This window comes from Streptosporangium saharense, from assembly GCF_014203715.1.
GTDB classification, from domain to species: Bacteria; Actinomycetota; Actinomycetes; order Streptosporangiales; family Streptosporangiaceae; genus Streptosporangium; species Streptosporangium saharense.
The window spans coordinates 1356226-1382197 of record NZ_JACHJP010000002.1 but is presented as its reverse complement, the minus strand read 5'-3'; the positions used below and the strand labels follow the sequence as shown (position 1 = coordinate 1382197).

Annotated in this window: 30 protein-coding genes; 18 read left to right on the top strand and 12 right to left on the bottom strand. The window is 70.6% G+C overall.

Annotated features, from left to right (window positions below; all coding sequences use genetic code 11):
• Position 1: 1 nt before the first annotated feature.
• From modA to FHS44_RS15130, 3 genes are all read right to left on the bottom strand, one after another.
• Entirely contained in the window at positions 2-826 is an 825-nt protein-coding gene (gene modA, locus FHS44_RS15140; protein WP_246435422.1) for a molybdate ABC transporter substrate-binding protein, read from the bottom strand.
• Between the two features lie 10 nt (positions 827-836).
• Positions 837-1247 carry a TOBE domain-containing protein gene (locus FHS44_RS15135; protein WP_184714808.1) on the bottom strand — a complete coding sequence of 137 codons (411 nt, stop codon included), beginning with the start codon at positions 1245-1247 and terminating at the stop codon, positions 837-839.
• Positions 1248-1406: 159 nt separating this feature from the next.
• A complete protein-coding gene (locus FHS44_RS15130; RefSeq protein ID WP_184714806.1) occupies positions 1407-3221 on the bottom strand; it encodes an AMP-dependent synthetase/ligase in 1815 nt (604 codons plus the stop codon).
• 176 nt (positions 3222-3397) lie between these two features.
• Between FHS44_RS15130 and FHS44_RS15125 the strand changes: the two genes are divergently transcribed.
• The 7 genes from FHS44_RS15125 (at position 3398) to FHS44_RS15095 (ending at position 9220) form a co-directional block, all read left to right on the top strand.
• On the top strand, positions 3398-4165 hold the full coding sequence (locus FHS44_RS15125) for a metallophosphoesterase family protein (RefSeq protein ID WP_184714804.1): 768 nt from the start codon (positions 3398-3400) through the stop codon (positions 4163-4165).
• Positions 4166-4218: 53 nt separating this feature from the next.
• Complete coding sequence (locus FHS44_RS15120) at positions 4219-4656, top strand: SRPBCC family protein (protein ID WP_184714802.1); 438 nt, start codon at positions 4219-4221, stop codon at positions 4654-4656.
• A 16-nt stretch (positions 4657-4672) separates the two neighbouring features.
• Entirely contained in the window at positions 4673-5842 is a 1170-nt protein-coding gene (locus tag FHS44_RS15115) for an ArsA family ATPase (protein WP_184714800.1), read from the top strand.
• Positions 5835-6305, top strand: a complete 471-nt coding sequence (locus FHS44_RS15110) for a DUF5304 family protein (protein ID WP_184714798.1) — start codon at positions 5835-5837, stop codon at positions 6303-6305. The genes FHS44_RS15115 and FHS44_RS15110 overlap by 8 nt, the downstream gene beginning before the upstream one ends.
• Positions 6306-6327: 22 nt before the next feature.
• Positions 6328-7272, top strand: coding sequence for an ROK family glucokinase (locus tag FHS44_RS15105; RefSeq protein ID WP_184714796.1), 945 nt, complete (start codon positions 6328-6330; stop codon positions 7270-7272).
• A gap of 26 nt (positions 7273-7298) precedes the next feature.
• Positions 7299-7967 carry an endonuclease/exonuclease/phosphatase family protein gene (locus tag FHS44_RS15100; RefSeq protein WP_184714794.1) on the top strand — a complete coding sequence of 223 codons (669 nt, stop codon included), beginning with the start codon at positions 7299-7301 and terminating at the stop codon, positions 7965-7967.
• Between the two features lie 125 nt (positions 7968-8092).
• Positions 8093-9220, top strand: a complete 1128-nt coding sequence (locus FHS44_RS15095; RefSeq protein WP_184714792.1) for a hypothetical protein — start codon at positions 8093-8095, stop codon at positions 9218-9220.
• Positions 9221-9226: 6 nt separating this feature from the next.
• Here the strand turns inward: FHS44_RS15095 and FHS44_RS15090 are convergent, their stop codons facing one another.
• Together FHS44_RS15090 and FHS44_RS15085 are read right to left on the bottom strand one after the other, a co-directional pair.
• Positions 9227-9700 carry a hypothetical protein gene (locus FHS44_RS15090; protein ID WP_184714790.1) on the bottom strand — a complete coding sequence of 158 codons (474 nt, stop codon included), beginning with the start codon at positions 9698-9700 and terminating at the stop codon, positions 9227-9229.
• 46 nt (positions 9701-9746) lie between these two features.
• The gene (locus FHS44_RS15085; RefSeq protein WP_184714788.1) at positions 9747-10511 is read right to left on the bottom strand and encodes an alpha/beta hydrolase; all 765 of its coding nucleotides are present in this window, start codon (positions 10509-10511) and stop codon (positions 9747-9749) included.
• 148 nt (positions 10512-10659) lie between these two features.
• Here FHS44_RS15085 and FHS44_RS15080 point away from each other — a divergent pair, with 148 nt between their 5' ends.
• On the top strand, positions 10660-11379 hold the full coding sequence (locus tag FHS44_RS15080; RefSeq protein WP_184714786.1) for a lysophospholipid acyltransferase family protein: 720 nt from the start codon (positions 10660-10662) through the stop codon (positions 11377-11379).
• A gap of 7 nt (positions 11380-11386) precedes the next feature.
• On the opposite strand, the gene mmuM is transcribed toward FHS44_RS15080, so the two are convergent.
• From mmuM to FHS44_RS15060, 4 genes are all read right to left on the bottom strand, one after another.
• Positions 11387-12247, bottom strand: coding sequence for a homocysteine S-methyltransferase (gene mmuM / locus FHS44_RS15075; protein ID WP_184714784.1), 861 nt, complete (start codon positions 12245-12247; stop codon positions 11387-11389).
• A gap of 63 nt (positions 12248-12310) precedes the next feature.
• Entirely contained in the window at positions 12311-13942 is a 1632-nt protein-coding gene (locus FHS44_RS15070; protein ID WP_184714782.1) for a DUF885 domain-containing protein, read from the bottom strand.
• A gap of 141 nt (positions 13943-14083) precedes the next feature.
• The gene (locus FHS44_RS15065; protein WP_184714780.1) at positions 14084-16369 is read right to left on the bottom strand and encodes a VIT domain-containing protein; all 2286 of its coding nucleotides are present in this window, start codon (positions 16367-16369) and stop codon (positions 14084-14086) included.
• Entirely contained in the window at positions 16366-16917 is a 552-nt protein-coding gene (locus FHS44_RS15060) for a helix-turn-helix domain-containing protein (protein WP_184714778.1), read from the bottom strand. Before FHS44_RS15060 ends, FHS44_RS15065 begins: the two co-directional genes overlap by 4 nt.
• Before the next feature lie 113 nt (positions 16918-17030).
• Here FHS44_RS15060 and FHS44_RS15055 point away from each other — a divergent pair, with 113 nt between their 5' ends.
• A complete protein-coding gene (locus tag FHS44_RS15055) occupies positions 17031-17498 on the top strand; it encodes a Dps family protein (RefSeq protein ID WP_184714776.1) in 468 nt (155 codons plus the stop codon).
• Positions 17499-17557: 59 nt separating this feature from the next.
• Here the strand turns inward: FHS44_RS15055 and FHS44_RS15050 are convergent, their stop codons facing one another.
• Positions 17558-18397, bottom strand: a complete 840-nt coding sequence (locus FHS44_RS15050; RefSeq protein WP_184714774.1) for an NAD(P)H-binding protein — start codon at positions 18395-18397, stop codon at positions 17558-17560.
• A 90-nt stretch (positions 18398-18487) separates the two neighbouring features.
• On the opposite strand from FHS44_RS15050, the gene FHS44_RS15045 reads away from it, so the two are divergent.
• From FHS44_RS15045 to FHS44_RS15025, 5 genes are all read left to right on the top strand, one after another.
• A complete protein-coding gene (locus FHS44_RS15045; protein WP_184714772.1) occupies positions 18488-18955 on the top strand; it encodes a MarR family winged helix-turn-helix transcriptional regulator in 468 nt (155 codons plus the stop codon).
• Between the two features lie 127 nt (positions 18956-19082).
• Positions 19083-19616 carry a hypothetical protein gene (locus FHS44_RS15040; RefSeq protein WP_184714770.1) on the top strand — a complete coding sequence of 178 codons (534 nt, stop codon included), beginning with the start codon at positions 19083-19085 and terminating at the stop codon, positions 19614-19616.
• Between the two features lie 45 nt (positions 19617-19661).
• Positions 19662-20672, top strand: coding sequence for a hypothetical protein (locus FHS44_RS15035; RefSeq protein ID WP_184714768.1), 1011 nt, complete (start codon positions 19662-19664; stop codon positions 20670-20672).
• Between the two features lie 22 nt (positions 20673-20694).
• Positions 20695-22017 carry a Dyp-type peroxidase gene (locus FHS44_RS15030; RefSeq protein ID WP_184714766.1) on the top strand — a complete coding sequence of 441 codons (1323 nt, stop codon included), beginning with the start codon at positions 20695-20697 and terminating at the stop codon, positions 22015-22017.
• Between the two features lie 35 nt (positions 22018-22052).
• Positions 22053-22922: a bile acid:sodium symporter family protein gene (locus FHS44_RS15025; RefSeq protein ID WP_184714764.1), complete on the top strand. Its 870-nt coding sequence runs from the start codon at positions 22053-22055 to the stop codon at positions 22920-22922.
• Positions 22923-23027: 105 nt separating this feature from the next.
• On the opposite strand, the gene FHS44_RS15020 is transcribed toward FHS44_RS15025, so the two are convergent.
• Positions 23028-23339, bottom strand: coding sequence for a hypothetical protein (locus tag FHS44_RS15020; RefSeq protein ID WP_184714762.1), 312 nt, complete (start codon positions 23337-23339; stop codon positions 23028-23030).
• A 227-nt stretch (positions 23340-23566) separates the two neighbouring features.
• On the opposite strand from FHS44_RS15020, the gene FHS44_RS15015 reads away from it, so the two are divergent.
• Genes FHS44_RS15015 through FHS44_RS15000 form a run of 4 tightly spaced genes read left to right on the top strand, consistent with a single transcriptional unit; the run spans position 23567 to position 25413 of the window.
• The gene (locus FHS44_RS15015) at positions 23567-24421 is read left to right on the top strand and encodes a helix-turn-helix domain-containing protein (protein ID WP_184714760.1); all 855 of its coding nucleotides are present in this window, start codon (positions 23567-23569) and stop codon (positions 24419-24421) included.
• A gap of 17 nt (positions 24422-24438) precedes the next feature.
• On the top strand, positions 24439-24666 hold the full coding sequence (locus tag FHS44_RS15010) for a DUF397 domain-containing protein (protein ID WP_184714758.1): 228 nt from the start codon (positions 24439-24441) through the stop codon (positions 24664-24666).
• 2 nt (positions 24667-24668) lie between these two features.
• Positions 24669-24896 carry a DUF397 domain-containing protein gene (locus FHS44_RS15005; RefSeq protein ID WP_184714756.1) on the top strand — a complete coding sequence of 76 codons (228 nt, stop codon included), beginning with the start codon at positions 24669-24671 and terminating at the stop codon, positions 24894-24896.
• Positions 24871-25413, top strand: coding sequence for a hypothetical protein (locus tag FHS44_RS15000; RefSeq protein ID WP_184714754.1), 543 nt, complete (start codon positions 24871-24873; stop codon positions 25411-25413). The genes FHS44_RS15005 and FHS44_RS15000 overlap by 26 nt, the downstream gene beginning before the upstream one ends.
• Here FHS44_RS15000 and FHS44_RS14995 read toward each other — a convergent pair.
• Positions 25370-25933, bottom strand: coding sequence for a GNAT family N-acetyltransferase (locus FHS44_RS14995; protein ID WP_221460698.1), 564 nt, complete (start codon positions 25931-25933; stop codon positions 25370-25372). The two genes, FHS44_RS15000 and FHS44_RS14995, sit on opposite strands and share 44 nt — an antisense overlap.
• Positions 25934-25972 lie beyond the last annotated feature (39 nt).

Sequence of the window (25972 nt, the reverse complement as noted above, 5' to 3'; positions counted from 1 at the left end):
ATCAGGGGGCGTCGAAGCCCGCCTTGGTCAGCACGTCCCTGCCCCGGGGCGACAGCACCAGGTCGACGAACTTCCTGGCGAGGTCGGGGGCGGGCGCCTTGGTCAGCGTCGCGACGGGGTAGTCGTTGATCGCCTTGCCCGCCTCGGGGAAGTCGATGCCCTTGACCTTGCCCCCGGAGGCGATCACGTCGGTCCTGTAGACCAGGGCGGCGTCCACCTCGCCGAGCTCGACCTTCGTCAGGGTCGCCTTGACGTCCTGCTCCAGGGTGACCGGGGTGACCTTCAGGCCCGCGGCGTCGAGCGCCTTGACGGCCGCGGCGCCGCACGGCACCTGGGCGGCGCACAGGGCGACCTTGATCTTGGGGTTGGCGAGGTCCGCGAGGTCGTCAACCTTGGCAGGGTTGTCCGCGGGCACGGCGATCTGCAGCGTGTTGCGCGCGAACGTGGTCGGGGCCGCGGCCAGGGAGGCGTCGGTGACGGTCTTCATCGTGGCGGGACTGGCCGCGGCGAAGACGTCGGCGGGGGCGCCCTGGACGATCTGCTGGGCCAGCGTGGCGCTCGAACCGAAGTTGAACCGCACCGTGGTGCCCGGGTTCGCGGCCTCGAAGGTCTTGCCCAGCTCGGTGAACGTGCCGGTCAGCGACGCCGCGGCGAACACGGTCAGCGTCGTCGCCCCACCGCCCGCGGAGGGGTCCGAGGACGTCCCGCTGGGGGAGGCGTCCTGGGCGCCGGAGCCGCAGCCGGACAGGGTCGCCGCGAGCACGAGCGGGACCACGGTCAGCCGGGAAAGGCGGGTGAACAGTCGTCTGGGCAACCGCTTGGGCAACGAGGACTCCTTACTGACTCACCGCGCGAGCGGGGTCGGCGATCTCCACGACGACGTTGGTGGACTTGATCACGGCGACCGCCACCACCCCCGCCTCCAGGCCCAGCTCGTCGGCGGCCTGGCGGCTCATCAGCGAAACCACCCGGTACGGCCCCGCTGCGATCTCCACCTGGGCCATCACCGAGTCCTTGATCACCTCGGTCACGATCCCGCGCAGGCGGTTACGCGCCGAGGAGTGCCCCGTGCCGCCGCCCGTCTCGATCTGCGAGCGGGCGAAGGCCGCCAGGTCGGCCCCTTCAACCGTCCGGTGGCCGTTGTCGTCGCGGCGGGCGATGAGCCTGCCCGCGTCGACCCACCTGCGGACGGTGTCGGGGCTGACCCCGAGCAGCGTGGCGGCTTCGCTGATCCGAAACGTCGTCACGAACAATCACCATACCTTCGCATATTCCAGGCACAAGAGCCGGGTTCCATGGCAGACGCGTGACCGCCCGCCGTGGCATCGTCGCATCCGCGACACCAAGAGTGCGGAAACACGAAAGCCGCGGCGACCCGGACGGTCGCCGCGGCGGGGACGGCACGGTCAGGGGGTGTGCGCGGCGTTGCCGTACAGGGCCTCGATCTGGTCGGCGAAGTCACGGGCGACCAGGGCGCGCTTGACCTTCAGCGAGGGGGTGATGTGCCCGCTCTCCTCGGTGAGGTCGATGTCGAGCACGGTGAACTTCTTGATCTGCTCGGCCTTGGAGACCGTCCTGTTGGCGTCGTTCACGGCCTTCTGCACCTCGGCCTGGATCGCCGGGTCCCGGCTGAGGTCGGCGACGCTCGCCCCGGCCTTTCCGTTGGTCTTCTGCCACCGCTCCAGCGCCTCGGGGTCGAGGGTCACCAGCGCCGCGACGAACGGCCTGCCGTCGCCGACCACCATGGCCTGGCTGACCAGGGGGTGGGCGCGGATGCGGTCCTCCATCGGCCCCGGGGAGACGTTCTTGCCCGCCGCGGTGACGATGATCTCCTTCTTGCGCCCGGTGATGCGCAGGTAGCCGTCCCGGTCGAGCTCGCCGACGTCGCCGGTGTGGAACCAGCCGTCGGTGTCGAGGACCTCCGCGGTCGCCTTCTCGTCGTTCCAGTAGCCGGTGAAGACGTGGCGGCCTTTGACCAGGATCTCGCCGTCGTCGGCGATGCCGATCGTGACGCCGGGGAACGGCTTGCCGACCGTGCCGATCTTGTTGGCGCCCGGCTGGTTGACCGAGGAGGGCGCGGAGGTCTCGGTCAGGCCCCAGCCCTCGTAGACCTCGATGCCGACGCCCCTGAAGAAGTGCGACAGGCGCTCACCCAGCGCCGAACCGCCGGAGACGGCCGCCGAGAGCCTGCCCCCGGTCGCCGCGCGCAGCTTGCCGTACACCAGCTTGTCGAACAGGGCGCGCCTGAGCTTGAGCCCGAGCCCGGCACCGCCCGCCGACTCGGCGCGGCTCCAGGCGATGGCCGTCGCGGCGGCGGCGTGGAAGATCTTTCCCTTGCCCTCGACGGTGGCCTTCAGCTCGGCGGCGTTGTAGACCTTCTCGAACACCCTGGGTACGCCGAGCAGGAACGTCGGCCTGAAGCTCTGCAGGTCGGGGGCGACGTTCTTCATGTTGGGGGTGTGCGCCAGGACCGTGCCGGTCTCCAGCAGCACGAGCTGGATCATTCGGGCGAAGACGTGCGCGAGCGGCAGGAAGAGCAGCGCCGCGCTGTCGGAGGTGAACAGCGGCTCCAGCGGGCCCGCCGCGACGTTCCTGGCGGTGAACAGCAGGTTGTCGTGGGTCAGCGAGCAGCCCTTCGGACGGCCCGTCGTGCCCGAGGTGTAGACGATGGTGGCCAGGTCGCTCCCGCCGCGCCCGCTCCTGCGCTCCTCGACGGTCTCGTCGTCGATCCCGGCGCCGGTCTCGGTCAGCTTGTCCAGGGCGCCGGCCTCGATGTTCCACACGTGGTCGAGCCCCGGCACGGCCGTGTTCTCGCGGGCCTCGCGCACCGTCTCCTCGTGCGCGTCCAGCTCGACGAAGACCGCCCGAGCGCCGCTGTCGGAGAGGATCCACCCGACCTGGTCGGCCGAGGAGCTCTCGTAGATCGGCACGCCGACGGCCCCCGCCGCCCAGATCGCGTAGTCGATCACGGTCCACTCGTAGCGGGTCCGCGACATCAGGGCCACCCGGTCACCGGGCTCGACCCCCGCGGCGATCAGCCCCTTGGCCACCGCGACGACCTGGTCGCGGAACTCGCCAGCGGTCACGGCGACCCAGTCGTCGCCTGACTTGCGGCGCAGCGAGACCCGGCCCGGCTCCCGCTCGCCACGCAGGAAGACCGTGTCGGTCAGGCTGGCGGAGGCGGGGACATCCACGAGAACGGGGACGCTGTACTCACGCACGGGTGACTCCAGAAGACGCGCGGTCGGCGGACGCCTGGAGGTCGTCGCGGTGGATTGGTCACCAGGCGTTCCCGGGGGCGATCTCACGGTATCAGCCCTGCCGCGTGAGACCTCCTGACCAATGACAGAACGTCCGTGTCGCGGAAGGCGCCGGACGGGCGTTCTAGGATGACGGCATGCGGGTCCATGTCGTCAGCGATGTGCACGGAAGGGCCGACGCCCTGGCCCGCGCGGCGGACGGCGCCGACGCGCTGGTCTGCCTGGGCGATCTGCTGCTGTTCATCGACTACGCCGACCACTCCCAGGGCATCTTCCCCGCGCTGTTCGGCGCCGAGACGGCCACGAGGCTCGTCCGGCTGCGGCTGGCCCGCCGCTTCGACGAGGCCAGGCTGATGGCGGCCGAGCTGTGGGCCTCCCTCGACGGAGACCCGGCCGACCACATCGAGCGCCTGGTGCGCCAGCAGTACGCCGAGATCTTCGCCGCGATGCCGACCCCCGCCTACATCACCCACGGCAACGTGGACGTGCCGCGTTACTGGGGCGACTACGTCAGGCGGGGCCACCACGTGCTCGACGGGCAGAGCGTCGAGATCGGCGGCCTGCGCTTCGGCTTCGTCGGCGGGGGGCTGCGCACGCCGTACCGGACGCCGAACGAGATCGACGACGAGGAGTTCGCCCGCAAGGTCGAGGCGGTCGGCGAGGTGGACGTGCTGTGCTGCCACATCCCCCCGGCGATCCCCGAGCTGCTCTACGACGTGGTGGCCCGGCGGTTCGAGCGGGGCAGCGAGGCCACCCTTGAGGCGATCAGGCGCACCCAGCCGCGCTACGCGCTCTTCGGCCACGTGCACCAGCCGCTCGCGGCCCGCACGCGCGTCGGCAGGACCGAGTGCCTCAACGTCGGCCACTTCCGTGGCAGGGGAGTGCCCTTCGCCCTTGAGTGGTGATGGGCGGTGCGTGGGAGATCGTCGCGGAACGGTCGAAAGAGTACGGTGAACCCATGGCTGACCGCACCACCTCGAACACCGTCATCGCCGCAGACCGCCCGACCATCCTGAAGGTGATCGCCGACTTCCCCGCGTATCCGGAGTGGGCCGGGCAGGTGAAGGCGGCACGTGTCCTGACCACCGGGGACGACGGCCTGCCGGAGACCGTCAGGTTCGTCCTCGACGCCGGGGTGATCAGTGACGAGTACACCCTCGCCTACACCTGGAACGGGGACGAGTCCGTCGATTGGAGTGTCTCCGAGGCGGGCAGGATGATCTCTGGGCTCACCGGGAGTTACCGCCTGACAGAGACGCGTGGCGGCACCGAGGTGACCTACGAGCTGGCTGTCGATCTCAAGGTTCCGATGATCGGCATGATCAGGCGTAAGGCGGAGAAGGTCATCATCGACACCGCCCTGAGAGGGTTGAAGAAGCGCGTCGAAGGTTCCTGACCCAGGGGGAGGGTTCGTGACCAGGATCCTGCTGTTCACCGGCAAGGGCGGGGTCGGCAAGACGACCGCGGCGGCGGCGACCGCCGTCAGGGCGGCCAGGGAGGGTCTGAAGACCATCGTGGTCTCGACCGACACCGCCCACTCGCTCGCCGACGCCCTCGGCGTGGAGGCCGGGGGCGAGCCTGCCGAGGTCGTGTCCGGGCTCTACCTGCACCAGGTGGACACCCAGCGGGCGCTCGAACGCCAGTGGGGCGAGCTGCGCGACTACGCCAGGGGACTGTTTGCCGAACTCGGCCTCGACGAGATCACCGCCGAGGAGATCACGGTGCTGCCCGGCGCCGAGGAGATCCTGGCGCTGCTCCAGTTGCGCGAGCACGCCCGTGCCGGGACGTGGGACGTGGTCGTCGTCGACTGCGCGCCGACCGCCGAGACGCTCAGGCTGCTCGCCCTGCCCGAGGCCCTCGACTGGCACGTCAACCGGCTGCTGCCCGCGGGCAGGCGGCTGCTGCGCACGGTCGCGCCGCTGGTGCGCAGGGTGGCCCAGGTCAGCGTCCCCGACGACCACGTGATCGGGGCGGGTGAGCGCCTGCACCGCGGCCTGCTTGAGGTCCGCGAACTGCTCACCGGCCCTTCGGCCAGCGTCCGCCTCGTGCTCACCCCCGAGGCCGTCGTGCTCGCCGAGGCCCGCCGTACGCTCACCTCCCTCAGCCTGTACGGCTACCGCGTGGACGGGGTGATCGCCAATCGGGTCTTCCCCGGGGAAGGCGCCGACGCGTGGCGCAGCGGGTGGGTCCAGGCCCAGGCGGCGCGGCTGGCCGAGGTCGCCGAGTCCTTCGCCCCGCTTCCCGTGCACACGGTGCCCTACCTCGACGCCGAACCCGTCGGCCCCGCCGCACTGGCCAAGGTCGCCGAGGTCATGTACGGCCAGGCCGACCCGTTCGCCCCGCCGCAGGGGGACCCGCCGCTGCGGATCACCCCCGAGGGCGAGCTGATCCTCGCGCTGCCGCTCGCCGACAGGAGCCAGGTGAACGTGGCCCGCAAGGGCGACGAACTGATCGTCGACGCGGGCTCGCACCGCAGGGTCCTGGCGCTGCCGGCGGCCCTGGCGCGCAGGGCCGTCAAGGCGGCGGTGCTCCGCGACGGCCTTCTCCGGGTACGGTTCGAGACGGGAGGGCCTGATGACTGAGAAGACCGACAACACGACGACGGGCACCGGCGCCACGGGCGACGGAAGGGACCCGCTGGGCAGCGCGGCCGAGGAGGCGTTCAAACTCTTCGACACGCTCCAGCAGAAGGCGACCAGGGAGCTGAGAAAAGGCCTGGTCAAGACCACGATCGGCGGCCTGGGCGGGCTCGGCGGCGCCTTCACCGGGAGTTTCACCGGTGGCGGGAGCAGCAGCCGGGACGTGTGGGGGGAGGCGGTCTCCGAGCACGACGAGTACATCTGCCGGGCCTGCCCCGTCTGCCGGGCGATGGCCGCGCAGCGTGAGGCGGGCGGCGCGGTCGCCGACCACCTCGTGCAGGCGGGCAGTGAGCTGTTCGCCGCGTTCAGGTCCGCGGTCGACGGGCTTAACCGGCCCGCCCCCGGGCAGCGGGCGCGGGAGCGGGACCAGGGACAGACCCCTGTGGAGCACATCGACCTGGGATGAGTCCGGGGAGAGAGGACGGGTAATGGCGCTGACCATCGGCGTTGACATCGGCGGCACCAAGATCGCGGCAGGCGTCGTGGACGAGGACGGCCACATCGTCGAGCATCTTCTGCGGCCGACTCCGGCGACCGACCCCGAGCGGGTCGCGGAGAGCATCGCCGAGGCGGTCGCCGAGCTGTCCGAGGGCCGGGAGATCGAGGCCGTCGGGCTTGGTGCCGCCGGTTTCGTCGACGAGACATGCTCCGTGGTGCGCTTCTCGCCCAACCTGGCCTGGCGGGAGGAGCCGCTGCAGAAGAAGGTCTCCGCCCTGGTCGGCCTGCCCGTCGTGGTGGAGAACGACGCCAACGCCATGGCGTGGGGCGAGGCCAGGTTCGGCGCGGGACGCGGCGAGAGCCACCTGGTGTGCGTCACGGTCGGCACCGGCATCGGCGGCGGCATCGTCCTGGACGGCGCGCTCTTCCGTGGCCGCTGGGGCATGGGCGCCGAGCTGGGCCACATGCAGGTCGTCCCCGAGGGGCGGCTGTGCGGCTGCGGCAACCTCGGCTGCTGGGAGCAGTACGCCAGCGGAAACGCCCTGGTCGCCGAGGCGAAAAAGATCGCCGAGGCCGACCCGGGCCGCGCCACCATCCTGCTGGAGCTCGCGGGCGGCACGCCGGAGGGCATCGAGGGCAAGACCGTCACCGAGGCGGCCAGGCGGGGCGACGAGGCCGCGCTCGCCGCCTTCTCCTCGATGGCCGACTGGCTCGCCCAGGGATTGTGCGACCTGACCGCGATCCTCGACCCCGGCTGCTTCGTCCTGGGCGGGGGCGTCTCGACCGCCGCCGACCTGTGGATCGACCAGGTCCGCGCGGCCTTCGCCGCCAACGTGACGGGCCGGGGGCACCGCCCGCTCCCCGAGATCCGCCTGGCGGAGCTGGGCGCCTCCGCCGGACTGGTCGGAGCCGCGGACCTGGCCAGGATCCGCTGAGGATCGCCACCTACAACGTCCGTTCCATGAAGGACGACCAGGCCGCGCTCGGCCGGGTGATCACCGCCCTGCGCGCCGACGTGCTGTGCGTGCAGGAAGCGCCCAGGTTCTGGCGCTGGCGCGACCGGCGCGTACGGCTGGCCGCCTCGGGAGGCATGTCCGTCGTCGCCGGCCGCCGCCTGGGCGGGGTGGCGGTGCTGACGGGCCCCGCCGTACGGCCGCTGCACGGGCGGGGGCGGCTGCTGCGGTTCTTCCCCGGCCTCGAACAGCGCGCGGTCGCCATCGCCGTCGTCGAGTACGGCGGGCACCGGGTGGCGGTCGGCTCGGTCCACCTCGACCTGGAGCCGTCCGCCAGGCTCTTCCACGCGCGCCAGGCGCTCGCCCTGCTCGGGAAGGTCGCCGAGCGCTTCGACGCGCTGCCCGTGCTGGCCGGGGACATCAACGAGGAGGCGGGCGAACCGGCCTGGCGGCTCGTCACGGAACGACTGCGCGACTGTTATCCGCTCGCGCCGCGCGGCGACGGCCGCACCTTCCCCGCGCGGGGGCCGAGGGCGCGCATCGACGCGATCTTCGCGGCGCCGGAGGCACGGGTGCTGTCCTGCGGCGAGATCGGGGCCGACCCCGATGACCTGCGGCTGGCGACCGACCATCTCCCGGTGGTCGCCGAACTCGCGCTCCCCGGACGACGCGGCTGAGATGCGGCTGAACGATGCCAAGGGCCAGGAAGGCCGGGGTAGGCGCTTTTCCCGGAGATCCCCATCGGGAGGGCAACTGAAGCGGGCACGCACACGGGCCGCGCCGCGCGCCGTACCATTTGGGCATGACCCGTCGCCTTCCGCGGCGTGCGCTGGCGCTGTGCGCGGGAGGACTGCTCCTGACGGCCTTTCTGCCGCCCGCCGCTCACGCCGATCCCCGTCCCGTCTCTGCAGCGGAGGCGTGGCAGGCGCCGACGAGCGCGCGCCTGAGCACGGACGGATCGCTGTCCGACGTGGTCGGCGTCTCCGCCTCCGACATCTGGGCGGTCGGCCAGGAGAGCGTGTGGGACATCTGGCAGAGCCGGGGCGCGATCACCCACTGGAACGGCAGCGCCTGGGCCGAGGTCGGCATCCGCAACGACCCGACGGGCGCCGGGCTGCTGCGCTCGGTGGCCGCGGCCTCACCCACCCAGGTGTGGGCGGTCGGCGAGGGGCACGACGGCCTGCCGTACCTCGCGGTGGGCAGCGGGTCCACCTTCGACCGGGTGGTTGTCGACAAGCTGCACGTGGGCGACTGGCTGGCCGGGGTCGCCGCAGTGCCGGGCCGGATGGCCGCGGTCGGCCGCAGGGGTGAGCAGCCGCTGATCCTCACCCAGAACGGCGCCAAGTGGAAGCTCACCCAGCTCAAGGGCAAGGGCACGCTGTACGGCGTCGCGCTGTCGGGCAAGGGCGACGGGCTCGCGGTCGGCGACACCGGCACGGGGCCGCTGGTCGCGCGGCTGAGCGGGAACCGCTGGAAGCAGATCTCCGTCCCCGCGGTGCCCGGCGGCTACCTGCGTGACGTCTACTTCGACTCGCCGAAGCGGGCGCTGGCCGTCGGCGGCGTCTACCAGAGCTCGGGCGAGGTCAACCCGCTGATCCTGTCGTGGAACGGCAAGCGCTGGTCGCGGGTGAAGGCCCCCGGCGACGACGTGCGCCTGTACGGGGTGACCGGCGACAGGAAGGGCCGGTTCTGGATCTCCGGCGTGGACATGGAACGGCCGGGGGAGGCGTTCCTGCTCACCTACGACGGCCACGCCGTCAAGGCGGTGCGCGGGGCCGACAGCGCGGCCCCGAGGACGATCAGGCTGCAGTCGGTGACCTATCTGGCGTCCACCGGGACGGTGTGGACCGTCGGTCACGTGGTCGACGCCTCGGGCCGCTACACCGACGTGGTCGAGCGGTTCGGCGCGGCGGGCCGTACCGAACCATAGAAGCGCTCAGACGACGGCGCCGTCGTCCCAGCCGTCGGTGGGCGGGCCGTCACCCATCCGCACCACCAGCGCCACGAAGCCGCCGATGAAGGCCGCGACGGCGGTGAACAGCATCCACCCCTGGAGCCGCCAGCTCAGCGCCGCGCTCAGCAGCAGGTAGGCGGGGCCGCCGAACAGGGCCAGCCACGCGAGCTTGGTGGCGGTGTCGGTCTTGGGCAGCGGGGGCGGCGGCGGGGGGACGTAGTGCCCCTCGTCGTCCTCCGTCGCGGCCTCGGTCTCGCTCTCCTGGCCGAGGTTCGCGAACTCCTCGGGCAGCGGGTGGCGCACCTCCTCCGGCGCCTTGACGACCCTCCTGGGCGGCTCGGCGGGGAGGTTCTCGCTGTCCGGCCATGGCTGGTCGGCCGAGTCGAGCTCGGAGGTGTCGTTGAAGGAGGCGACGATCTGGCGCCAGACCTCGTCCTCATCGCTCTGGGGTGTCACTTAGCTGGCCCGTCCCTCCCGGAGACCACGCATTCCCCGCCTGCCTTCAGTCTCCCTGCAAGGGTACAGAGGCGTTCGCGTTGATGAACTCCAGGCTCCCCGCAAAGATCCGGTCCGCGTCGTTGTCGAGGGTGGCGACGTGGTAACTGTCATTGAGCTCCACAACATCAAGGTTCCCCCCGGTCAGCTTTTCACGCAAAATGCGCAAACTAGTTGGTTTCACCACATGGTCCTGCGGGCTGTGAAAAGCCAGTACCGGTTGGGTGACCTTGTGCAGTTCCGACTGGGTCAGCGCCCACAGCCGGGGGAGGGTGGCGGCGGCCTTGACAGGGGTACGGCTGTAGCCGAGTTCCCACGCCCCCTCCTTCTTGATGTCCCCGGCCACGCCCTTCACCGAGGACACGAACAGTCCGAGCAGAGGCGCCAGGGCGAGCAGGGGGACGTCGTTGGCGATCGACGGGTTGACGACCACCACCCCCCTGATGCCCGTCCCGTGCACCTCGGCCAGCCGCAGCGCCATGCAGCCGCCCAGGGAGAGCCCGGCGGTGAAGACCTCGTCACAGTGGCCGCGCAGGTTGGCCAGCGTCCTGTCCAGCTCGGCGTACCAGTCTTCCCAGCGGGTGTGGCTCATCTCCTGCCAGGTGGTGCCGTGGCCGGGAAGCCGGGGAAGCTCGACGCTCAGGCCCGCGGCGGCCAGGTGCTCCGCCCAGGGGCGCAGCGACTGCGGCGACCCGGTGAATCCGTGACAGAGCAGGACCCCGACCCGCCCCCCTCTGTGGTGGTACGGCTCCGCGCCGGGCATGACTGGCATCGCAGCTCCTTGTAAGGTTCGCCCGATCGTCGCACGACTGGGGCGTGTTTTGCGAGAGGTCGATATGTGTGGTTTGGCGATGTAGGTCGTCCGTCCGGGAAGTGGGAGGATTGCTCCAGGTCCCCCCTGCCGACCGAAGGAGCCTCGCGTGTTCTACTGGGTGGTGAAGGCCATCCTCTGGCCCTTCCTCCATTTCGTCTTCCGCCCCTGGGCGGAGGGGGTGGACAACGTGCCGAGGAAGGGGCCGGTGATCCTGGCCGGTAACCACCTGTCGTTCGCCGACCACTTCTTCGGGGCGCTTTTCCTGCCCCGCAAGGTCATCTCCCTCGGCAAGTCCGACTACTTCACGGGACGCGGGATCAAGGGCGCGCTCAGCCGGGCCTTCTTCAGCGGCGTCGGCACCGTCCCGATCGACCGCTCCGGTGGCAAGGCCAGCGAGGCGGCGCTGCGCACCGGCAAGCGCATCCTGGGTGAGGGCCAGGTCCTGGCCATCTACCCCGAGGGGACCCGTTCCCACGACGGGCGTCTCTACAAGGGCAAGACCGGCGTGGCGAGGCTGGCGCTTGAGGCGCGGGTCCCGGTCATCCCGTGGGCGATGGTCAACACCTTCGAGATGATGCCGCCGGGACGGCCCCTTCCCAAGCTCGGCATCCGCCCCGGGGTCAAGTTCGGCAAGCCGCTCGACTTCTCCCGCTACTACGGGATGGAGGAGGACCGCCTGGTCCTGCGCGCGGTCACCGACGAGATCATGTACGCGCTGATGGAGCTGTCCGGTCAGGAGTACGTCGACAAGTACGCCGCGAGCGCCAAGGTCGAGGCCGCCCGCGCGGCCAGGGAGGCCGCCAAGGGGAAGCCCCGGCGGGACTGAGCGCCGCTCAGCCAGGCAGGTGCTCACGGACCCGGCGGATGTGCTCGGGTGTCGTACGGCAGCAGCCCCCCACCAGGGTCGCCCCGGCCGCGTGCCACTCGGCCGCCGCGGCGCCGTACTCCACGGGATCGGCCAGCCCCTCCCACCGGTGTTCGGCGGCGTTCCAGAACTCGCCGGAGTTGGGGTAGACCACCACCGGGACGTCCGTGACCTCCTTGATGAGGGAGGGGACGTGGCGGGGCGCGACGCAGTTGACGCCGACCGCGACCACCCCCGGATGACCGGCGAACAGCGCGGCGACCTCACGCAGGGGGGTGCCGTCGCTGATGCGCTCCCCGTCACGACAGGAGAAGCTCACCCACACCCTGGTCCCCGGCGTCTCGTCCAGCAGCCGCCGCAGCGCCCGCGCCTCCGCGTGGGACGGGATGGTCTCGCAGGCCAGCAGGTCGGCCCCGGAGCCCGCCAGGATGTGCCAGCGGTCCCGGTGCCAGGCGAACAGGCCGTCCTCGTCGAGGTCGTAGTCACCGGTGTACTCGGCGCCGTTGGCCAGGGCCGCGCCGTACGGCCCGACACTGGCGGCGACCGTGCCCCCGCCGCTGGCGTCCCTGGCCTCGGCGGCGAGCCGTACGGAAAGCAGGATCAGCCGCTCGGCCTGGGCGGCGTCCAGCCCGCGCCGGGTGAAGGCCGGGATGCTCGCCTGGTAGCTGGCGGTCGTGGCCACCTCGGCCCCGGCGGCGAAGTAGTCGAGGTGCGCCTGACGGATCACCGAGGGGTCCTCGACCAGGAGTTTCGCCGACCACAGCTCGTCACGCAGGTCAGCGCCGAGCGCTTCGAGATGTGTGGCCAGCCCACCGTCAAGAACCGTCATCTCCTCACTTTACGGGCGTAACGGGCGGCCGGGAAAAGGGATGGTTCCCCGGCCGCCCGGCGTTCAGTCGATCCTGCGCAGGGCCTCGGCCAGACTGGACAGGCCGACCGGGCCCAGTTCGAGGGCGGCGGTGTGCCAGCGGCGCAGGTCGAAGGCGGCGCCGAGGCGCGTCCTGGCCTCCTGCCTGGCGGCCAGCCACGCCCGTTCGCCGAGCTTGTAGGAGATCGCCTGCCCCGGCCAGCCGAAGTAGCGGACGATCTCGGCGTGGATCCGGTGCGGCTCGCACCTGCCCCGCTCGCCCAGCACCTCGCACGCCCTGGCGAAGGTCCAGCGCGAGCCGTCCGGCAGCGGCAGGTCCAGGTGGACGCCGATGTCCACGACGACCCTGGCCGCCCGCAACGCCGACCCGGCGAGCATGCCGAGACGGGTGCCGGGCTCGGTGAACCAGCCGAGCTCGTCGGCCAGCCGCTCGGCGTACAGCGCCCAGCCCTCCCCGTGTCCGCTCACCCAGGAGTTCCTGCCGAAGCGCGACAGGCTCTCCCCGGCGACCTTGGTAGCGCCGAACTGCAGGTGGTGCCCGGGGACGCCCTCGTGGAAGACCGTGGTCAGCTCGGGCCAGGTCTCGAAGCGGTTCCTGTCCTCGCTGACGGGCCACCATGTACGGCCGGGCCGCGACAGGTCCTCGCTCGGCGAGGTGTAGTAGGGCGCCCCCGAGGAGGAGCCGACGGCCAGGGTGACGTCCACCCGGCGCAGCGGCTCGGCGATGTCGAAGTGGGTGCCGTGGAGCTGCTCGATGGCCCTGTCGTGACGCTCCTGGAGCCAGTCGCGGTAGGCGTCGCGGCCCACGACGTACTGGGTGTCGTTGAGGATCTCGGTCGCCTCGTCGATCGAGGCGCCCGCCTTGATCCGGTCGGCCTCGACGGTGAGTTCGGCCTCGATGCGTTCGAGTTCCGACCAGCCCCACTCGTAGGCGTCGACCAGGTCGATGTCGGCGCCCAGGTTGAGCCTGGCGGCGACCGCGTAGCGCTCCGCGCCGACCGCGTCGCGCTCCCCGGCCCTGGGCGCGTAGTCCTCGCGCAGGTAGCGGGAGATCCGCGCGTAGGCGCCGTGCGCGGCGGCGATCCCCCTGGACAGCTCCTCGCGCACCGGCCCGTCGCCGTAGCGGGCGAGCAGCGAGTCGTGGGTGCCGACCTCGGCCAGGAGCCTGGCCTGGGCCGCCGACTCCAGCGCCTGGCGGCGGGCCGCCCGCAGCCCCCTGGACAGGCCGGTCTCCAGGCTCGCCCGCCAGCCGTCCAGCATCTCGGGCATCGCCGCCAGCCTGGCCGCCACGTCCCGCCACTCGTCGTCGGTGGCGTTCGGCAGCAGGTCCACGCTGTCACGCAGGTCGTTGACGAGCCCGAACGGCGCCTGCACCGCGCGCAGCGGCTCGCCAAGCTCGTGCCAGGCGCGTTCGGCCTCAAGGCGTTCGCGCAGGTGGGCGGCGGCCCGCACGTCCGCCTCACCTTCGGGGGTCAGGGCGGAGAGCCTGGTCAATGTCTCGCTGATCAGAGCGGCCCGCGCGGCGTGGCCGTCGGGTCCGTAGTCCGACGCGGCGGCGAACTCGACGGCGATGCCCGCCGCTCCGGCGGCGACCGGGTCGAGCGCCGCCGAACGCGAAACATATTCATTGCAAAGGGAAAAAATGGGACTGGTCACGCGGGAACTGTAACCAACCTGACCTGCAACTAATCACTCATCGCATAACGTCCTGACCCTTATAAGAGGAAGCTATCCCCTGTGGAGATGGGGCGTTATGCCCTCCATATGAAATGGGTTATATCTTCCGAGAAATGGGCCTTATCGCCTCCAGAAAGAGCGGCGTTTTCCGGTACGGCCCAGCGCCTCCAGTCCCTCCAGCGTCTCGCGCCACAGGATTTCCAGGTCGCCGCCCGCCCGCAGCCGCGCGACCAGGGCCTCAAGCCCGGCGTGACCGCCCAGGGAGAGCGCGAACACGGCGAGCCTGCCCGCCAGGTCCTCCAGGTGACGCCGCCGGTCTGCGGCGGGCAGCGAGGCCGCGGCGCGCAGCCCACGCAGCTCCTCGGCGACCAGGTCCCCAAGCTGCGGGGACGCCGGGGGAGCAGCGGGAGCGGGCTTGGCGGCCCTGGCGCGTTTGGGGAAGGCGCCGGGGGCCGCGGCGCGCGGGGCGGCGGCGACGGGCGCGGGCGGCGGGAGGGGGGCACCCCCATAACTCGCGGGGGCCGCCATCCCGGCCAGCATCATCGGCGCCGCCGCAGGAACCGGATACCCCCACCCGCTGGGCTGTTCGACCGGCTGGACCACGTGGTGCCCGGGACCGCCCTCGGCCACCACCCGGCTGTCGATCGCGACGAACGCGGTGAACCGGCACAGCACGCCGTACCTCAAAGAGACCGCGACGATCTCCTCCTCCAGTAAGTGGTCCCCGGTCGCGTAGCGGTCCTCAAGCGTCCGCAGGCGCTCCCGTGCCCAGATCGCCCTGGTCGCCGGGCTGTCTGTGAGGCTCCCCGCGACCCGGCGCTCCCAGGCGTGGCCAGAGGCGTCCGTTCCCCGCACGGCCAGCGAACCTTCGGCGGCGCCCCGGTAGCGTCCCCTGACGACGAGCGGGACCCCCGGGTAGAGCGAGCCCGGGCGGCTCACGGTCTCCGGGACCGGGTCGAGTCCGTCGGCCTCCAGGGTCAGGTCGGTGACCAGGGGGGAGCCGATCCTGCGGTGGATGTGCTCCATGGCCTCGTCGAGCCTGTCCTCGGACTCGACCAGCTCGCACCGGCCCGCGCCGAGCCCGGCCAGCCTGCTCAGGAACCCGGCGTTGACGGCCCTGTCGATGCCGACCGTGTGCACCCGCGTCCCGGTGAGGCGGGGAGCGAGCCGTTCCAGGATCTGGTCCTCGTTGCCGACCTGGCCGTCGGTGACGAGCACCAGCACCCGATCCCTCTTGTCGGAGGTGAGCAGGGCGGCGGCCTTCTCAAGGGGGGCCAGCATCTCGGTGCCGCCCCGGGCCTCAAGGCGGGCCAGGTGCTCGACCGCGCGGTAGCGGTTGCGGTCGCCCGCCTCGGACAGCCCCTCGCCGAGCCCCTCGGGCCACTCGACCACGGTGTCGAAGGACAGCACCGCGAACCGGTCGCCGCCGGTGAGCGTGTCGACGATGCGGGCCGCCGCCCGCCGGGCCGCGACCATCTTCCAGCCGGTCATGCTCCCCGAGCGGTCGAGCACCAGCACGACGTCTTTCGCCCTGCCCGTGACCTGGGCGGGATCGGGCACGACGGTCAGCGCGAACGTGCCCTCCTGGGAGCCGTCCTCCGGGTCGGGGACCAGGGCGAGCGAGGTCGAGGCGTCGAAGGTCAGGCGGAGCACGAAGTCACGGTCGAGCCGCTCGTCGGGGCGCAGCCGTACGGTGTGGCCCTCCTCCTGGACCACGTGCAGGCTTGAGCGGATCTCGCGCAGGTCGAGACCGGCCGGGTCGATGGAGACGGCCAGCGAAAGGCGCACCGGGTTGGGGAAGCCGGGCAGCAGCACCGGGGGCGTGATCCGGGAGGCGTCGGGCACCGCGTCGGTGTCGTCGGCCCAGCCGTCGCCCGCCCTGTCCCCGTCGAGCGGGACACCGGGGATGTATCGGGGCGCGACGACCAGCGGGAAGCGGAAGGTCGCGGCGCCGTCCTCGTAGGGGAGTGGCTGGTCGAGCCCGAGACGTACGGTGACCCGCTCGCCGGGCACGAGGTTGCCGACCCTGATCGTGAAGACGTCGGGACGGTCCTCCTCGGCGATGGCGGCCCGCCTGCCCTCGGCGAGGGCCTGGTCGTAGTCGGCCCTGGCCTGGCCCCGCTCCTTCAGGACGCCCTCGACGACCCTGCCGTCCGCCTCCATCGTGAAGGAGGTGACGGCTGCCCGGTCGGGCAGCGGGAAGACGTAGGTCGCCTCAAGCGCCACCTCGTGCGGGTTGCGGAAGGTCTGGACGACCTCGACCCCCGCGGCGAGGCCGCAGACGCCCGCGGTCACCTCGACGCTCTCCAGCGGCAGGTTGCCCCGGTCGGTGACGAGGGCCCCGAGACCGGCGCCGGGGACCGGCTCGCACTCCTCGGGGCGTAGCGCCGTGATCTCGGTGATCATGATTGGTTCCCTTCGTGATCGGGGACGAGGTCGTGTTCGCGCAGGACCGCCAGGAGCGCCTCGGCGGCGGTGCCGATGTCGGCGAGCGCGGCGGGGGAGAGGGGACGGCCGCCGTCGAGCATCAGCGTCACCCCGGGGGCCAGCCGTACGCCGTTGACCTGGGTGGGATGTGGCGTCCTGGGCGGCTTCGCCCAGAACCTCGGACGGGTGCTCTCGCTTTTCGCGGCGGGAGGCGCGGGTGGGGGAGAGGGGAGGTCGGCGATGGTCTCAAGGGCCTGGTCGCTCGCCCCGGCCAGCTCCGCCTGGATCTCGGCGATGGTCAGCCCCTCGGCCTGACGGCGCTTGACGGCGACGAGCTGGAGCAGGTGGCGCCTGCCGTACAGGGCGACGCGTCCCCTGCGGGAGGTGGGCGGGTCGAGCAGGCCGATCGTGGCGTACCACCGGATGAGGCGCTCGTTGGGCACGTCCCTGACCCGCCCGTTGAGCTGGGCGGTCGGGGAGAGTGCCGCGGAGGCCCGCTCCGCCAGCTCACCGATGGTCCATTCCATACGGCGATAGTGACACTGTAACGATGACAGTGTCAACATAAGAGCGGGATTGATGGGTAGGGGCATTTCCGTACAAAACGGAACCGATCCTGAAAGCAGGGGGAGGACACCACATGTCCGCGATCACCAGTTCGCTCAAGGGCGAGGACAAGAAGGTCGTCACCACCGCGCTCCAGGGCGCACTCGTGGATCTTCTGGAGCTGTCGCTCCTGGGCAAGCAGGCCCACTGGAACGTGATCGGCCACCACTTCCGCTCACTGCACCTGCAGCTCGACGAGATCGTCACATCGGCCAGGAAGTACGCCGACACCGTCGCCGAGCGGGAGGTCGCGATCGGAGGCAACCCGGATGGGCGCGCCTCCACGCTCGCCAAGACCAGCGAGCTTCCGGAGCTGGAGGCCGGTTACCTCAACGACGGCAAGGTCGTCGCCGCGATGACGGACATCCTCGGATCGATCATCCGCAGGATGCGTGAGCGCATCGAGGCGACCGACAAGCCGGATCCGGTGACCCAGGACATCTTCATCGAGATCACCCAGAAACTGGAGGAACAGCACTGGATGATGGAAGCCCAGCGCTAGATCGTCCTTCACCGTGCTCGGAGGCGCCCCGGCCCGTTGTGGCCGGGGCGCCTCGCGTGTCACTCGAAGTCGGCGCGGTGGGTTCTCGCCCACTCGGCGAACTCGCGGGCCGGGTGGCCCGTGATCCGCTCGACGTTGTTGGTGACGGGCGCGAGAACGCCGACGCCCAGGGCGGTCACCGCGAGCAGCGTCCGCAGGATCGCCTCGGGCATCCAGGGGGCGCGCTGTTCGATCGCCTGCTCCTCGGTCAGCTCGTCCAGCGTTATGGATCTGCCCAGGACGTCTCCCAGAACCGTGACGACGTCGCGCAGGCGCATCGACCGGGGGCCGGTGAGCACCTGCATCCGCCCCCGGTGCCTGTCGTCGGTCAGCAGGTGCGCGGCCACCTCGGCGACGTCGTCGAGGTGGATCGGGTTGACCTGCGCCTCGGGATGGGCGACGCCGACCCGGCCGAGGGAGCGGATCTGCTCGGCCCAGTCACGGCGCGTGTTGCTGGCCAGCCAGCTCGGATACAGCACGGTGTACGGCAGGCCGGACTCCTCGACGGCCCGTTCCGCCTCCCGGTGGACGAGTCCGATGGGCTGGTCGTACTCCCCGGCGTCGTAGGCGGCGGGGGAGGACAGCAGCACGACGTACCGCACACCTGTCCCGTGGGCGATCTTCAGCAGGGGGCCGAGATCGCCCCGGGTGGGATAGAGGAACATCGTCTCGACGTCCCGCAGGGCCCGTTCGGCCCCGTGCGGGTCGGTGAGGTCCAGCTCGGCGGTCTCGACGCCCTCGGGCAGCCGCAGGGTCGCGGCGTCCCTGGCCGAGCCGCGCACCCGGTGGCCGCCCTCGGCGAGCAGGCTGACGAGACGGCCGCCGATGTTGCCCCTGGCGCCGGTGACGAGAATGGTCATGGTTGCTCCCGGCTACGATGAGTGACACAACTGATTTGCTTTGCAAGCAAAACATCTTTGATGGCAAAGGTATTGCCTGGAGGGCAGGAGATGTCAAGCGGAGGCCGGGAGTCCGGACTGGACGTTGACGACGCGATCCGGGCGTTGCTGCTGCTCATGCCACGCATGGTCGGGCGGGCGAAACGGCTGCCCGTTCCCGAGCGGCTCCAGTCGCTCTCGCTGGGGCCACGGCACCTGTCGCTGCTGTCCTACCTGCTGTTCGACGGGCCGATGACGGTGAACGAACTGGCCGCGCGCCTTGAGGTCGCGCCGACGACGGCGAGCCTGCTGGTCGGCGAGCTGAGCCGCAAGGGCGTCCTCGACCGGCGCGAGGACGACGAGGACCGGCGCCGCAGGATCATCAGCATCGCCGAGTCCAGCCGTCCGGTGATCGACGACTGGCTGGCCAGGGGCGCCGTCGCCTGGCGCAGGGTGCTCGAACCGCTCACCCCCGAACAGCGCCGGATGTTCCTCGACACCCTGGACGCCTACGAACGCGCGGTCGAAGAGCTGTCGTAACCGGCCGGTCGGCGGAGATCGCCACGATGCCCGGCCCGCGGACTCGACCGAATCGGGATGTGGGATAATTCTGCAGGTCAGGCAGCCTCACCTGTCTCCCCCTGACCAAGTGAAAGGGGGAGCGGGTATGGACATCATCCCTCGGGCGGTCGTCATTCCCAAGGAGACCGACCACCTCGAACAGGGCAAGTACGGCCCTGTTTTCCCGAGGACCCCGGCGTGCTACGGGTTCACCATCATCGCCGACGTCAAACCGGGGCGGGCCGAGGCGATCAGGAACCACGGTCACACCCTGGCCAGGGCGCTGGAGGCCGACCCGTACCTTCTGGCTCCGCTCAAGCTGCACTATCTGCGCTGGGTGCTCTTCGACGAGGACACACGCTTCATGTACCAGGGGATCTTCGACACCGACTTCGACAAGTACACCGAGGACGCCGTCGCGCTGTTCACCAGGTCGGGGGTGAGCACGGCCTTCGAGAACCTCGAAGGCTTTCCCGAGGACTGGAGGACCAACCCCGAGGCGTTCGTCAGGTTCGTCCGCGACCACCACTGCCCGAGCTTCATCGAGTACGGGGAGTACCCCTACGTCACCGCCGACGAGATCAAGAAGGCGCTGCGGATCAAGAGTGCCCTGTCGGAGATGCTCGACCAGATGCAGTGAGAGCGGGCCCCGCGCACGCATGGCCCGCCGTCCAGGGGAGACGAGATGACGACCGCACGCACCTACAACCAGAACCACGTGCCGCGCCCGTACACCCCCGGCGGGCAGCGGGTGAGCATCTACGTCGCGTGGAGTTATCCGGCGGAGGCGGGCAGGAACCCGGCCGAGCTCGACAACCGCTTCTCCACGATGACCGAGGTCCGGCGGACTGCCTGGCCCGCCTACGAGGACCCGAAGTGGTCCGACCCGCTGCGCTTCCAGCAGGGCGTCGCCGGGTCGCTGGAACTGTTCTTCTGGGGCTGGCTGCCGTTCCAGCAGTTCGTCCAGGAGACCACCGGCCACCCCGTGCCGGTGTACCAGCGCATCGACCAGGCGGGTTTCCCCACCCCGCTGGACGAGCGGGTACTGGCCGACACCGACACCCTGCTGGTGTTCGGACTGGACCACATGATCACCGGACAGGAACCGGCGCCCGAGGAGGTCGAGGCGGTGCGGGCCTTCCTCGCCAGGGAGGGAACCCGCCTGGTGCTGGGGCCGCACCACGACGTCGGGGCCACGGACGACCTGGCCGTGCGCGACAGGGAGCACCGCCACCACGGCGACCCCCTGGTGCCCCGGCAGCAACGCTTCGCCCGGTACCTGCGTTCCCTGATGCGAGAGCTCGGCGTGCCGGTGGAGAACCGCTACGGCCTGCGCCCCGCGGTGAGCGGGCCCAAGCAGATCGCGCCACTGTCCATCGCCAGGGACCTGGACACCAGGGGATGGCTGGAGGGGGTGACCACCTTCAACTTCCACATGCATCTGCCGCACTACGCCGTGACGACCGACGACCCGGACGTCGTCCACGTGCTGGGCAGGCAGCCGATCGACCTGTCACGGCCCTCGCACCCCTTCACCGAGGCGGGCAACACCGAGTTCGATGTGTTCCTGTGGATGCCTCCGGGCGGGGAACGGGCCGGTGACGTGCTGCTGGCCGACTCCACGGTCTTCAGCTCGCTGTTCGGCGGCGACGAGAGCCTGCGCGCCTTCTGGAGAAACCTCGTCACGTCCAGGTAGCACCCAAAGGAGGTGGGCACCGATGATCGGACAGGCACGGGCCGTACTCGAACTCGACGACATCCAGCGCGGGGCGCTCAGCCCCAGGCCGAGCCCGTACGCGGCGACCTACATCCTGTTCCGCGTCGACGAGCGCGCACACGGACGAGAACTGATGCGGCGTCTCAGCGCGGTGGTCACCTCGGCCGCCGACACGACCAGTCCCCTGGGGGAGACCTGGGTCAGCGTCGCACTCACCTACCACGGGCTGGGGGCGTTGGGGGTGCCGAGAGAGTCGCTGGACACCTTCTCCTGGGAGTTCCGGCAGGGGATGGCCGCCCGGGCCCCAGCGCTTGGCGACGTCGGCGAGAGCGCTCCGGCGAACTGGGAGGCTCCGCTGGGCACACCCGAGGTCCACGTGGTGCTGGTGGCCCTCGCCCCTGATGGCGCACAGCTGGAGGCGGCCGTCGACCGCGCCCGGCCCGCCTACCACGCTCTGCCAGGCATCACGGCGATCTGGCGGCAGGACTGCCACGCGCTGCCCACCGAGACCGAGCCGTTCGGCTACCGCGACGGCATCAGCCACCCGGCCGTCGAGGGTAGCGGCATCGCCGGGTCCAACAAGCTGGAGACGCCACTCAGGGCCGGGGAGTTCGTGCTCGGCTATCCCGACGAACTCGGCGGCCTCCAGAGGCTGGAGCCGGAGGTGCTGGGCCGTAACGGCAGCTACGTGGTCTTCCGTAAGCTCCACCAGCGCGTCGCCGCCTTCCGGCGTTACCTGCGCGACAACGCCACCGATCCGGCGGACGAGGAGTGGCTGGCAGCGAAGATCATGGGTCGCTGGCGCAGCGGCGCCCCTCTGGCGCTCAGCCCGGACCACGACGATCCCGGCCTTGGCGCCGATCCGTACCGTAACAACGGCTTCGGCTACGAGCGGGACGATCCGGCCGGATTCACCACCCCCGGCGGCTGCCACATCCGCAGGGGCAACCCCCGCGACGCGGCGGTGGCGGGCGTGCCGAGGCTGCACCGGATGATCCGGCGCGGCACCGCCTACGGCCCGCCGCTGCCCGAAGGGACACTGGAGGACGACGGAGCCGACCGCGGGCTGATGTTCGCCTTCGTCGGAGCGCATCTCGGCAGGCAGTTCGAGTTCGTCCAGTCCGAGTGGATGAACGACGGCGTCTTCTTCGGCGCGGGCGACGCGCGCGACCCGGTCACCGGCTCCGGTGACTTCACGATTCCCCGCAGGCCACTGCGGCGGTGCCTGCGGGGGCTGCCGCGGTTCGTGGTCACACGCGGTGGTGAGTACTGCTTCATGCCCTCGCTGAGTGCCCTGCGCTGGCTGGGCGACCTCGAAGACTGACACACGGTGCCGGGGTCCGCCGGGCTGGAGGTTCCATGAACGCGCTGCAGTCGCTGTTCAACGCGATCACCGTGATCTTCATCGCGGTCACCATGTTCGCCGCGGGACTGGCGACCACGGTGTCCGCGCTGCGTGCGGTCTTCACCGACCTGCGGTTGCCCGTGCTGGCGCTGCTGGCCAATCTGGTGGCCATTCCGCTGCTCGGCTGGGGCGTCGCGGTGCTGTTCGCCCTGCCCGCCGCGGGTTTCGTCGCCCTGATCCTGGTCGCCGCCTCCCCGGGCGGGCCGTTCGGGGCGAAACTGAGCGTGGTGCAGAAGGGGGACGTGAGCGCGGGTACGGCGATGCAGGTGCTACTGGCCGCCCTGGCCAGCCTCACCTTCGGCCCGATGAGCACCGCCATCCTCACCGTGGCCGACGTCGGAACCACGGTCTCCCTGGACGTCGCCGCGCTGGTGTGGACCGTGGCCATCCTGCAGCTTGTGCCGTTCGGCATCGGACTGGTGGTGCGCCACTACGCGCACTCCACGGCGCACTCGTGGCACCCGGTCGCCGTCCTCGTGTCGAACGTGACGTTCATGATGGTGCTGGTCGGCATGCTGCTGGGCAACTGGCACGACGTCGCCGCGCTGCTCGGCTCACGCACCCTGCTCGCGGGGTTCGTCCTGGCCGTGGTCGCGTTCGCCGTCGGCGCCCTGCTGGCCACCGGGCCGTCCGCGCGCCGTACCACCATGGGGAGCATCGCGGCGGTGCGCAACGCGGGGCCTCCGCTGGCCGCCGTCGGGATCGCCTTCGACGGCAGCCAGGCCATCCTGGGAGCACTCGCCGCGGTACTGATCAGCGGGCTGGCGGCGGCCCTGCCGATCGCCGCGGTGCTCGGTCACAGGCGCGACGACGCCACCACCTGAGGGCTGCCGCATGGGTCTGGAGCGCCCGGCAGGCTGCCGGGCGCTCATTTTGTTTTTTTGTACGGCTTCGCCTTATCGACGGTCCGTTTTGCGGTTCCCCGGGGCTTACTCCCCGAGCCAGACGAGGTCGGAGTGCAGGCGCTTGGCCGCGCTGCGGGGGCTGTTCCACACGCCGAAGTTCCGGCCGTTGGTCCCGAAGGTCGTCGTCTGGCCGCTCGGCAGGGCGATGCCGTACGCCACCACCTCGACGGCGACGTCCGCCTCCTCCTCGCCGCCGTCGCCGTCGTCGTCGAACCCCTGGACCAACGCGAACATGCGCGGCAGGTCGCCGAGCAGCGGGTGCGTCGCGTGCGGGGCGGGGTTGGGGTCCGTTCCGGGTTCGGCCGACGACCGGTTGAATCCGTTTTGGCGTTCCATGTCGGTTAATTCCTTCCGCGGGTTAATCCGGGGCGGAGATCGGGCGCGCGACCCTGCCGGGGAAAGTTTCTTTACGCTCTCGTGCCAATGCTGAGCGTGACCGTTGGTGCGGTGGTAGCGTGACATTGCCTTCATAAAAGCGCAAGCTTACGAAACAAGGTAGTTGAGAATGTCCGTATTTACCCGGCATTAGACCCGTAAGGGAAACAAAAACCAAAGGAGATGAGATGGCCGCGAGGCGAGGGCCGACGCTGCGGGCGCAGTGGCTCGGGAAGCACCTGAAGGAATACCGCGACGCCGCCGGGCTGACGCTCAGGCAGGCGGGCGACTATCTCCAGCGCGACGCGGCCACCATCAGCCGTCTTGAGTCGGGCATCATCCCGGCCCGGGTGTCCGACGTCATGGCGCTGCTCAACCTCTACGAGATCGACGACGAGCAGATCCGCGACGGGCTGGAGCAGCTCAGCCGCGACATCTGGCGCAAGGGCTGGTGGGACGGCTTCTCCGCCGACTCCCTCGGCGGCATGCTCGACCACGCCTGGCTGGAAACCCGCGCCAAAGTCATCTACTCCTACGACGCGATGGTCATCCCGGGCCTTCTCCAGACCCGCGACTACGCCTCGGCCGTCATTACGGCGGGAGCGGTGGGAGCCAACGCCCGTCAGGTCGAGCAGTGGATCGAGTTCCGAGTCAGCCGACAGAGCGTTCTTGGCGCGGAGACGCCGCCGAAGCTGATGGTCGTCCTCGACGAGGCCGTGCTCCACCGCGCGGTCGGTGGTCCCGAGGTGATGCGTGGCCAGTTGAAGCACCTTTCCGAGGTCGCTTCCAGGCCGAACGTGACCATCCATATCCTGCCGTTCTCCGTCGGAGCGCACGCCAGTCCGGAAGGTGCTTTCACCGTTTTCCGCATGCCCGAGCCCTACTCGGACGTGACATATGTGGAGACCAGGGGAGGTGCCGTCTATACCGAGGCAGATGGTGCCGAAAACTTCGTTCAGACATACGATGTGCTCCTGAACACCGTGCTCACTCCGGATGATTCCGCGACCGTTATTCGAAATGCGGTTGACCGTTTCAAATGAACCACAGGGAGCAGCTCATGATTACCCCCGAGGAACTGGCGGGTGTCACCTGGCACATCAGCACGAAAAGCGCCAACGGTGGCGGTCAGTGCGTGGAAGCCGGTCCGCTGGCGGATGGCAGTGGTCGGGTGGCGGTACGGCACAGCCGTCGCAGGGATGCCGAGGTGATCGTCTACACCCGCGCCGAGTGGCAGGCGTTCCTTGGCGGGGTCAAGGACGGCGAGTTCGACTTCCCGGTCTCGTGAACATGCTTACCCCCGAGGAACTGGCGGGCGTCGCCTGGCGCATCAGCACGCGAAGCCCCAGCACCAACGGTCAGTGCGTGGAGGCCGGTCCGCTGGCTGACGGTAGCGGCCGGGTGGCGGTACGGCACAGCCGTCGCAGGGATGCCGAGGTGATCGTCTACACCCGGGCCGAGTGGCAGGCCTTCCTTGGCGGGGTCAAGGACGGTGAATTCGATTTCCCGGTCTCCTGAGTGGGCCGGACGGCGCTGGGTGGCGGCCCTCGCGCTGGTCGGGACGCTCTCGGCCTGCACCGGGGGAGAACCGGAAGCGGTCGGCGGGAGCCGTACCTGCCCGGTGACCGAGGTCGCGGACCGGCCCGAGCGGCCGTCCGCCCCGCTGCTCGCCTGGCTGGACACCCAGGGGGAGAAGGACTCGGCCGGGTGGTACGGCACGGGCGACCTGTGGACGTTCCCTGAGGCCACGCGGTACGCCTCCCCGCAGGACGAGGGCGGCCTGCGGATCAAGATGCCGTGGTGGCGGGGCCGTGACGAGAAGCTGACCCTCCGGCTGGTCTCGCTGCGGACCGGCGAGAGCGTCGAGGGCAGCGTTCCCGGCGGCTACCACGCGCCGGGCTTCCAGCCGACCGGCATGCTGTTGCCGTACGCGGGCTGCTGGCAGATCACCGGCACCCTCGGCACCACGCGGCTCCGCCTCGTCGTGGACGTCAAGCCTTTCCGGGACCCCGGGACAGCCACTCCTGCCGGGTGATCGCGTACTCGACCTCGCCGTGTTCGCTGCCGGGAAGCGGGTTGTCCCACTCCTGGTGGAACGTGCGGACGTGCCGCAGGCCGAGCGAGGCCATCGTCGCGCGGGAGGCGGTGTTGACCGCCATCGTCTCGGCGAAGACACGGTCCAGTCCGAGATCCTCGAACCCGTGCCGCAGCAGCTCCCGCGCTCCCTCGCTGGCCAGGCCCTGTCGCCAGTGACGGCGCAGGAGGCGGTAGCCGAGTTCGGCCTCGCCCTCGGTCCCGTTTTCTGGGGGTTCGAGGATCCACCAGCCGACGAACCGGCCATCCACGGAACCGGCCCAGAACCCCAGGCCCGGCACCCGGTCCGCGGCGGCGAGGCGCCTGCGGTGGAAGGACTCGACCTCCTCGCGGGTACGGGCCCGGCCTTCGAGATAGCGCATGACCTCGGGGTCGGAGTCGAGTTCCACCTCGTCCTCAAGGTGTTCGTCGGCCAGCGGGACGAGAAGGATGCGGTCGGTGCGCAGGGTCGCCTGGGACATAGGGGGCATTCTTCCCGATCGGCGGTTTCCTCGGCCGCT

Bases quoted from the DNA above. Each gene is read 5' to 3' on its own strand.
- FHS44_RS15125 (WP_184714804.1), top strand. From the start codon at position 3,398: ATGCGGGTCCATGTCGTCAGCGATGTGCACGGAAGGGCCGACGCCCTG.
- FHS44_RS15120 (WP_184714802.1), top strand. From the start codon at position 4,219: ATGGCTGACCGCACCACCTCGAACACCGTCATCGCCGCAGACCGCCCG.
- FHS44_RS15110 (WP_184714798.1), top strand. From the start codon at position 5,835: ATGACTGAGAAGACCGACAACACGACGACGGGCACCGGCGCCACGGGC.
- FHS44_RS15105 (WP_184714796.1), top strand. From the start codon at position 6,328: ATGGCGCTGACCATCGGCGTTGACATCGGCGGCACCAAGATCGCGGCA.
- FHS44_RS15100 (WP_184714794.1), top strand. From the start codon at position 7,299: ATGAAGGACGACCAGGCCGCGCTCGGCCGGGTGATCACCGCCCTGCGC.
- FHS44_RS15095 (WP_184714792.1), top strand. From the start codon at position 8,093: ATGACCCGTCGCCTTCCGCGGCGTGCGCTGGCGCTGTGCGCGGGAGGA.
- FHS44_RS15085 (WP_184714788.1), bottom strand. From the start codon at position 10,511: ATGCCAGTCATGCCCGGCGCGGAGCCGTACCACCACAGAGGGGGGCGG.
- mmuM (WP_184714784.1), bottom strand. From the start codon at position 12,247: ATGACGGTTCTTGACGGTGGGCTGGCCACACATCTCGAAGCGCTCGGC.
- FHS44_RS15065 (WP_184714780.1), bottom strand. From the start codon at position 16,369: ATGATCACCGAGATCACGGCGCTACGCCCCGAGGAGTGCGAGCCGGTC.
- FHS44_RS15060 (WP_184714778.1), bottom strand. From the start codon at position 16,917: ATGGAATGGACCATCGGTGAGCTGGCGGAGCGGGCCTCCGCGGCACTC.
- FHS44_RS15055 (WP_184714776.1), top strand. From the start codon at position 17,031: ATGTCCGCGATCACCAGTTCGCTCAAGGGCGAGGACAAGAAGGTCGTC.
- FHS44_RS15050 (WP_184714774.1), bottom strand. From the start codon at position 18,397: ATGACCATTCTCGTCACCGGCGCCAGGGGCAACATCGGCGGCCGTCTC.
- FHS44_RS15045 (WP_184714772.1), top strand. From the start codon at position 18,488: ATGTCAAGCGGAGGCCGGGAGTCCGGACTGGACGTTGACGACGCGATC.
- FHS44_RS15040 (WP_184714770.1), top strand. From the start codon at position 19,083: ATGGACATCATCCCTCGGGCGGTCGTCATTCCCAAGGAGACCGACCAC.
- FHS44_RS15035 (WP_184714768.1), top strand. From the start codon at position 19,662: ATGACGACCGCACGCACCTACAACCAGAACCACGTGCCGCGCCCGTAC.
- FHS44_RS15030 (WP_184714766.1), top strand. From the start codon at position 20,695: ATGATCGGACAGGCACGGGCCGTACTCGAACTCGACGACATCCAGCGC.
- FHS44_RS15025 (WP_184714764.1), top strand. From the start codon at position 22,053: ATGAACGCGCTGCAGTCGCTGTTCAACGCGATCACCGTGATCTTCATC.
- FHS44_RS15020 (WP_184714762.1), bottom strand. From the start codon at position 23,339: ATGGAACGCCAAAACGGATTCAACCGGTCGTCGGCCGAACCCGGAACG.
- FHS44_RS15015 (WP_184714760.1), top strand. From the start codon at position 23,567: ATGGCCGCGAGGCGAGGGCCGACGCTGCGGGCGCAGTGGCTCGGGAAG.
- FHS44_RS15010 (WP_184714758.1), top strand. From the start codon at position 24,439: ATGATTACCCCCGAGGAACTGGCGGGTGTCACCTGGCACATCAGCACG.
- FHS44_RS15005 (WP_184714756.1), top strand. From the start codon at position 24,669: ATGCTTACCCCCGAGGAACTGGCGGGCGTCGCCTGGCGCATCAGCACG.
- FHS44_RS14995 (WP_221460698.1), bottom strand. From the start codon at position 25,933: ATGTCCCAGGCGACCCTGCGCACCGACCGCATCCTTCTCGTCCCGCTG.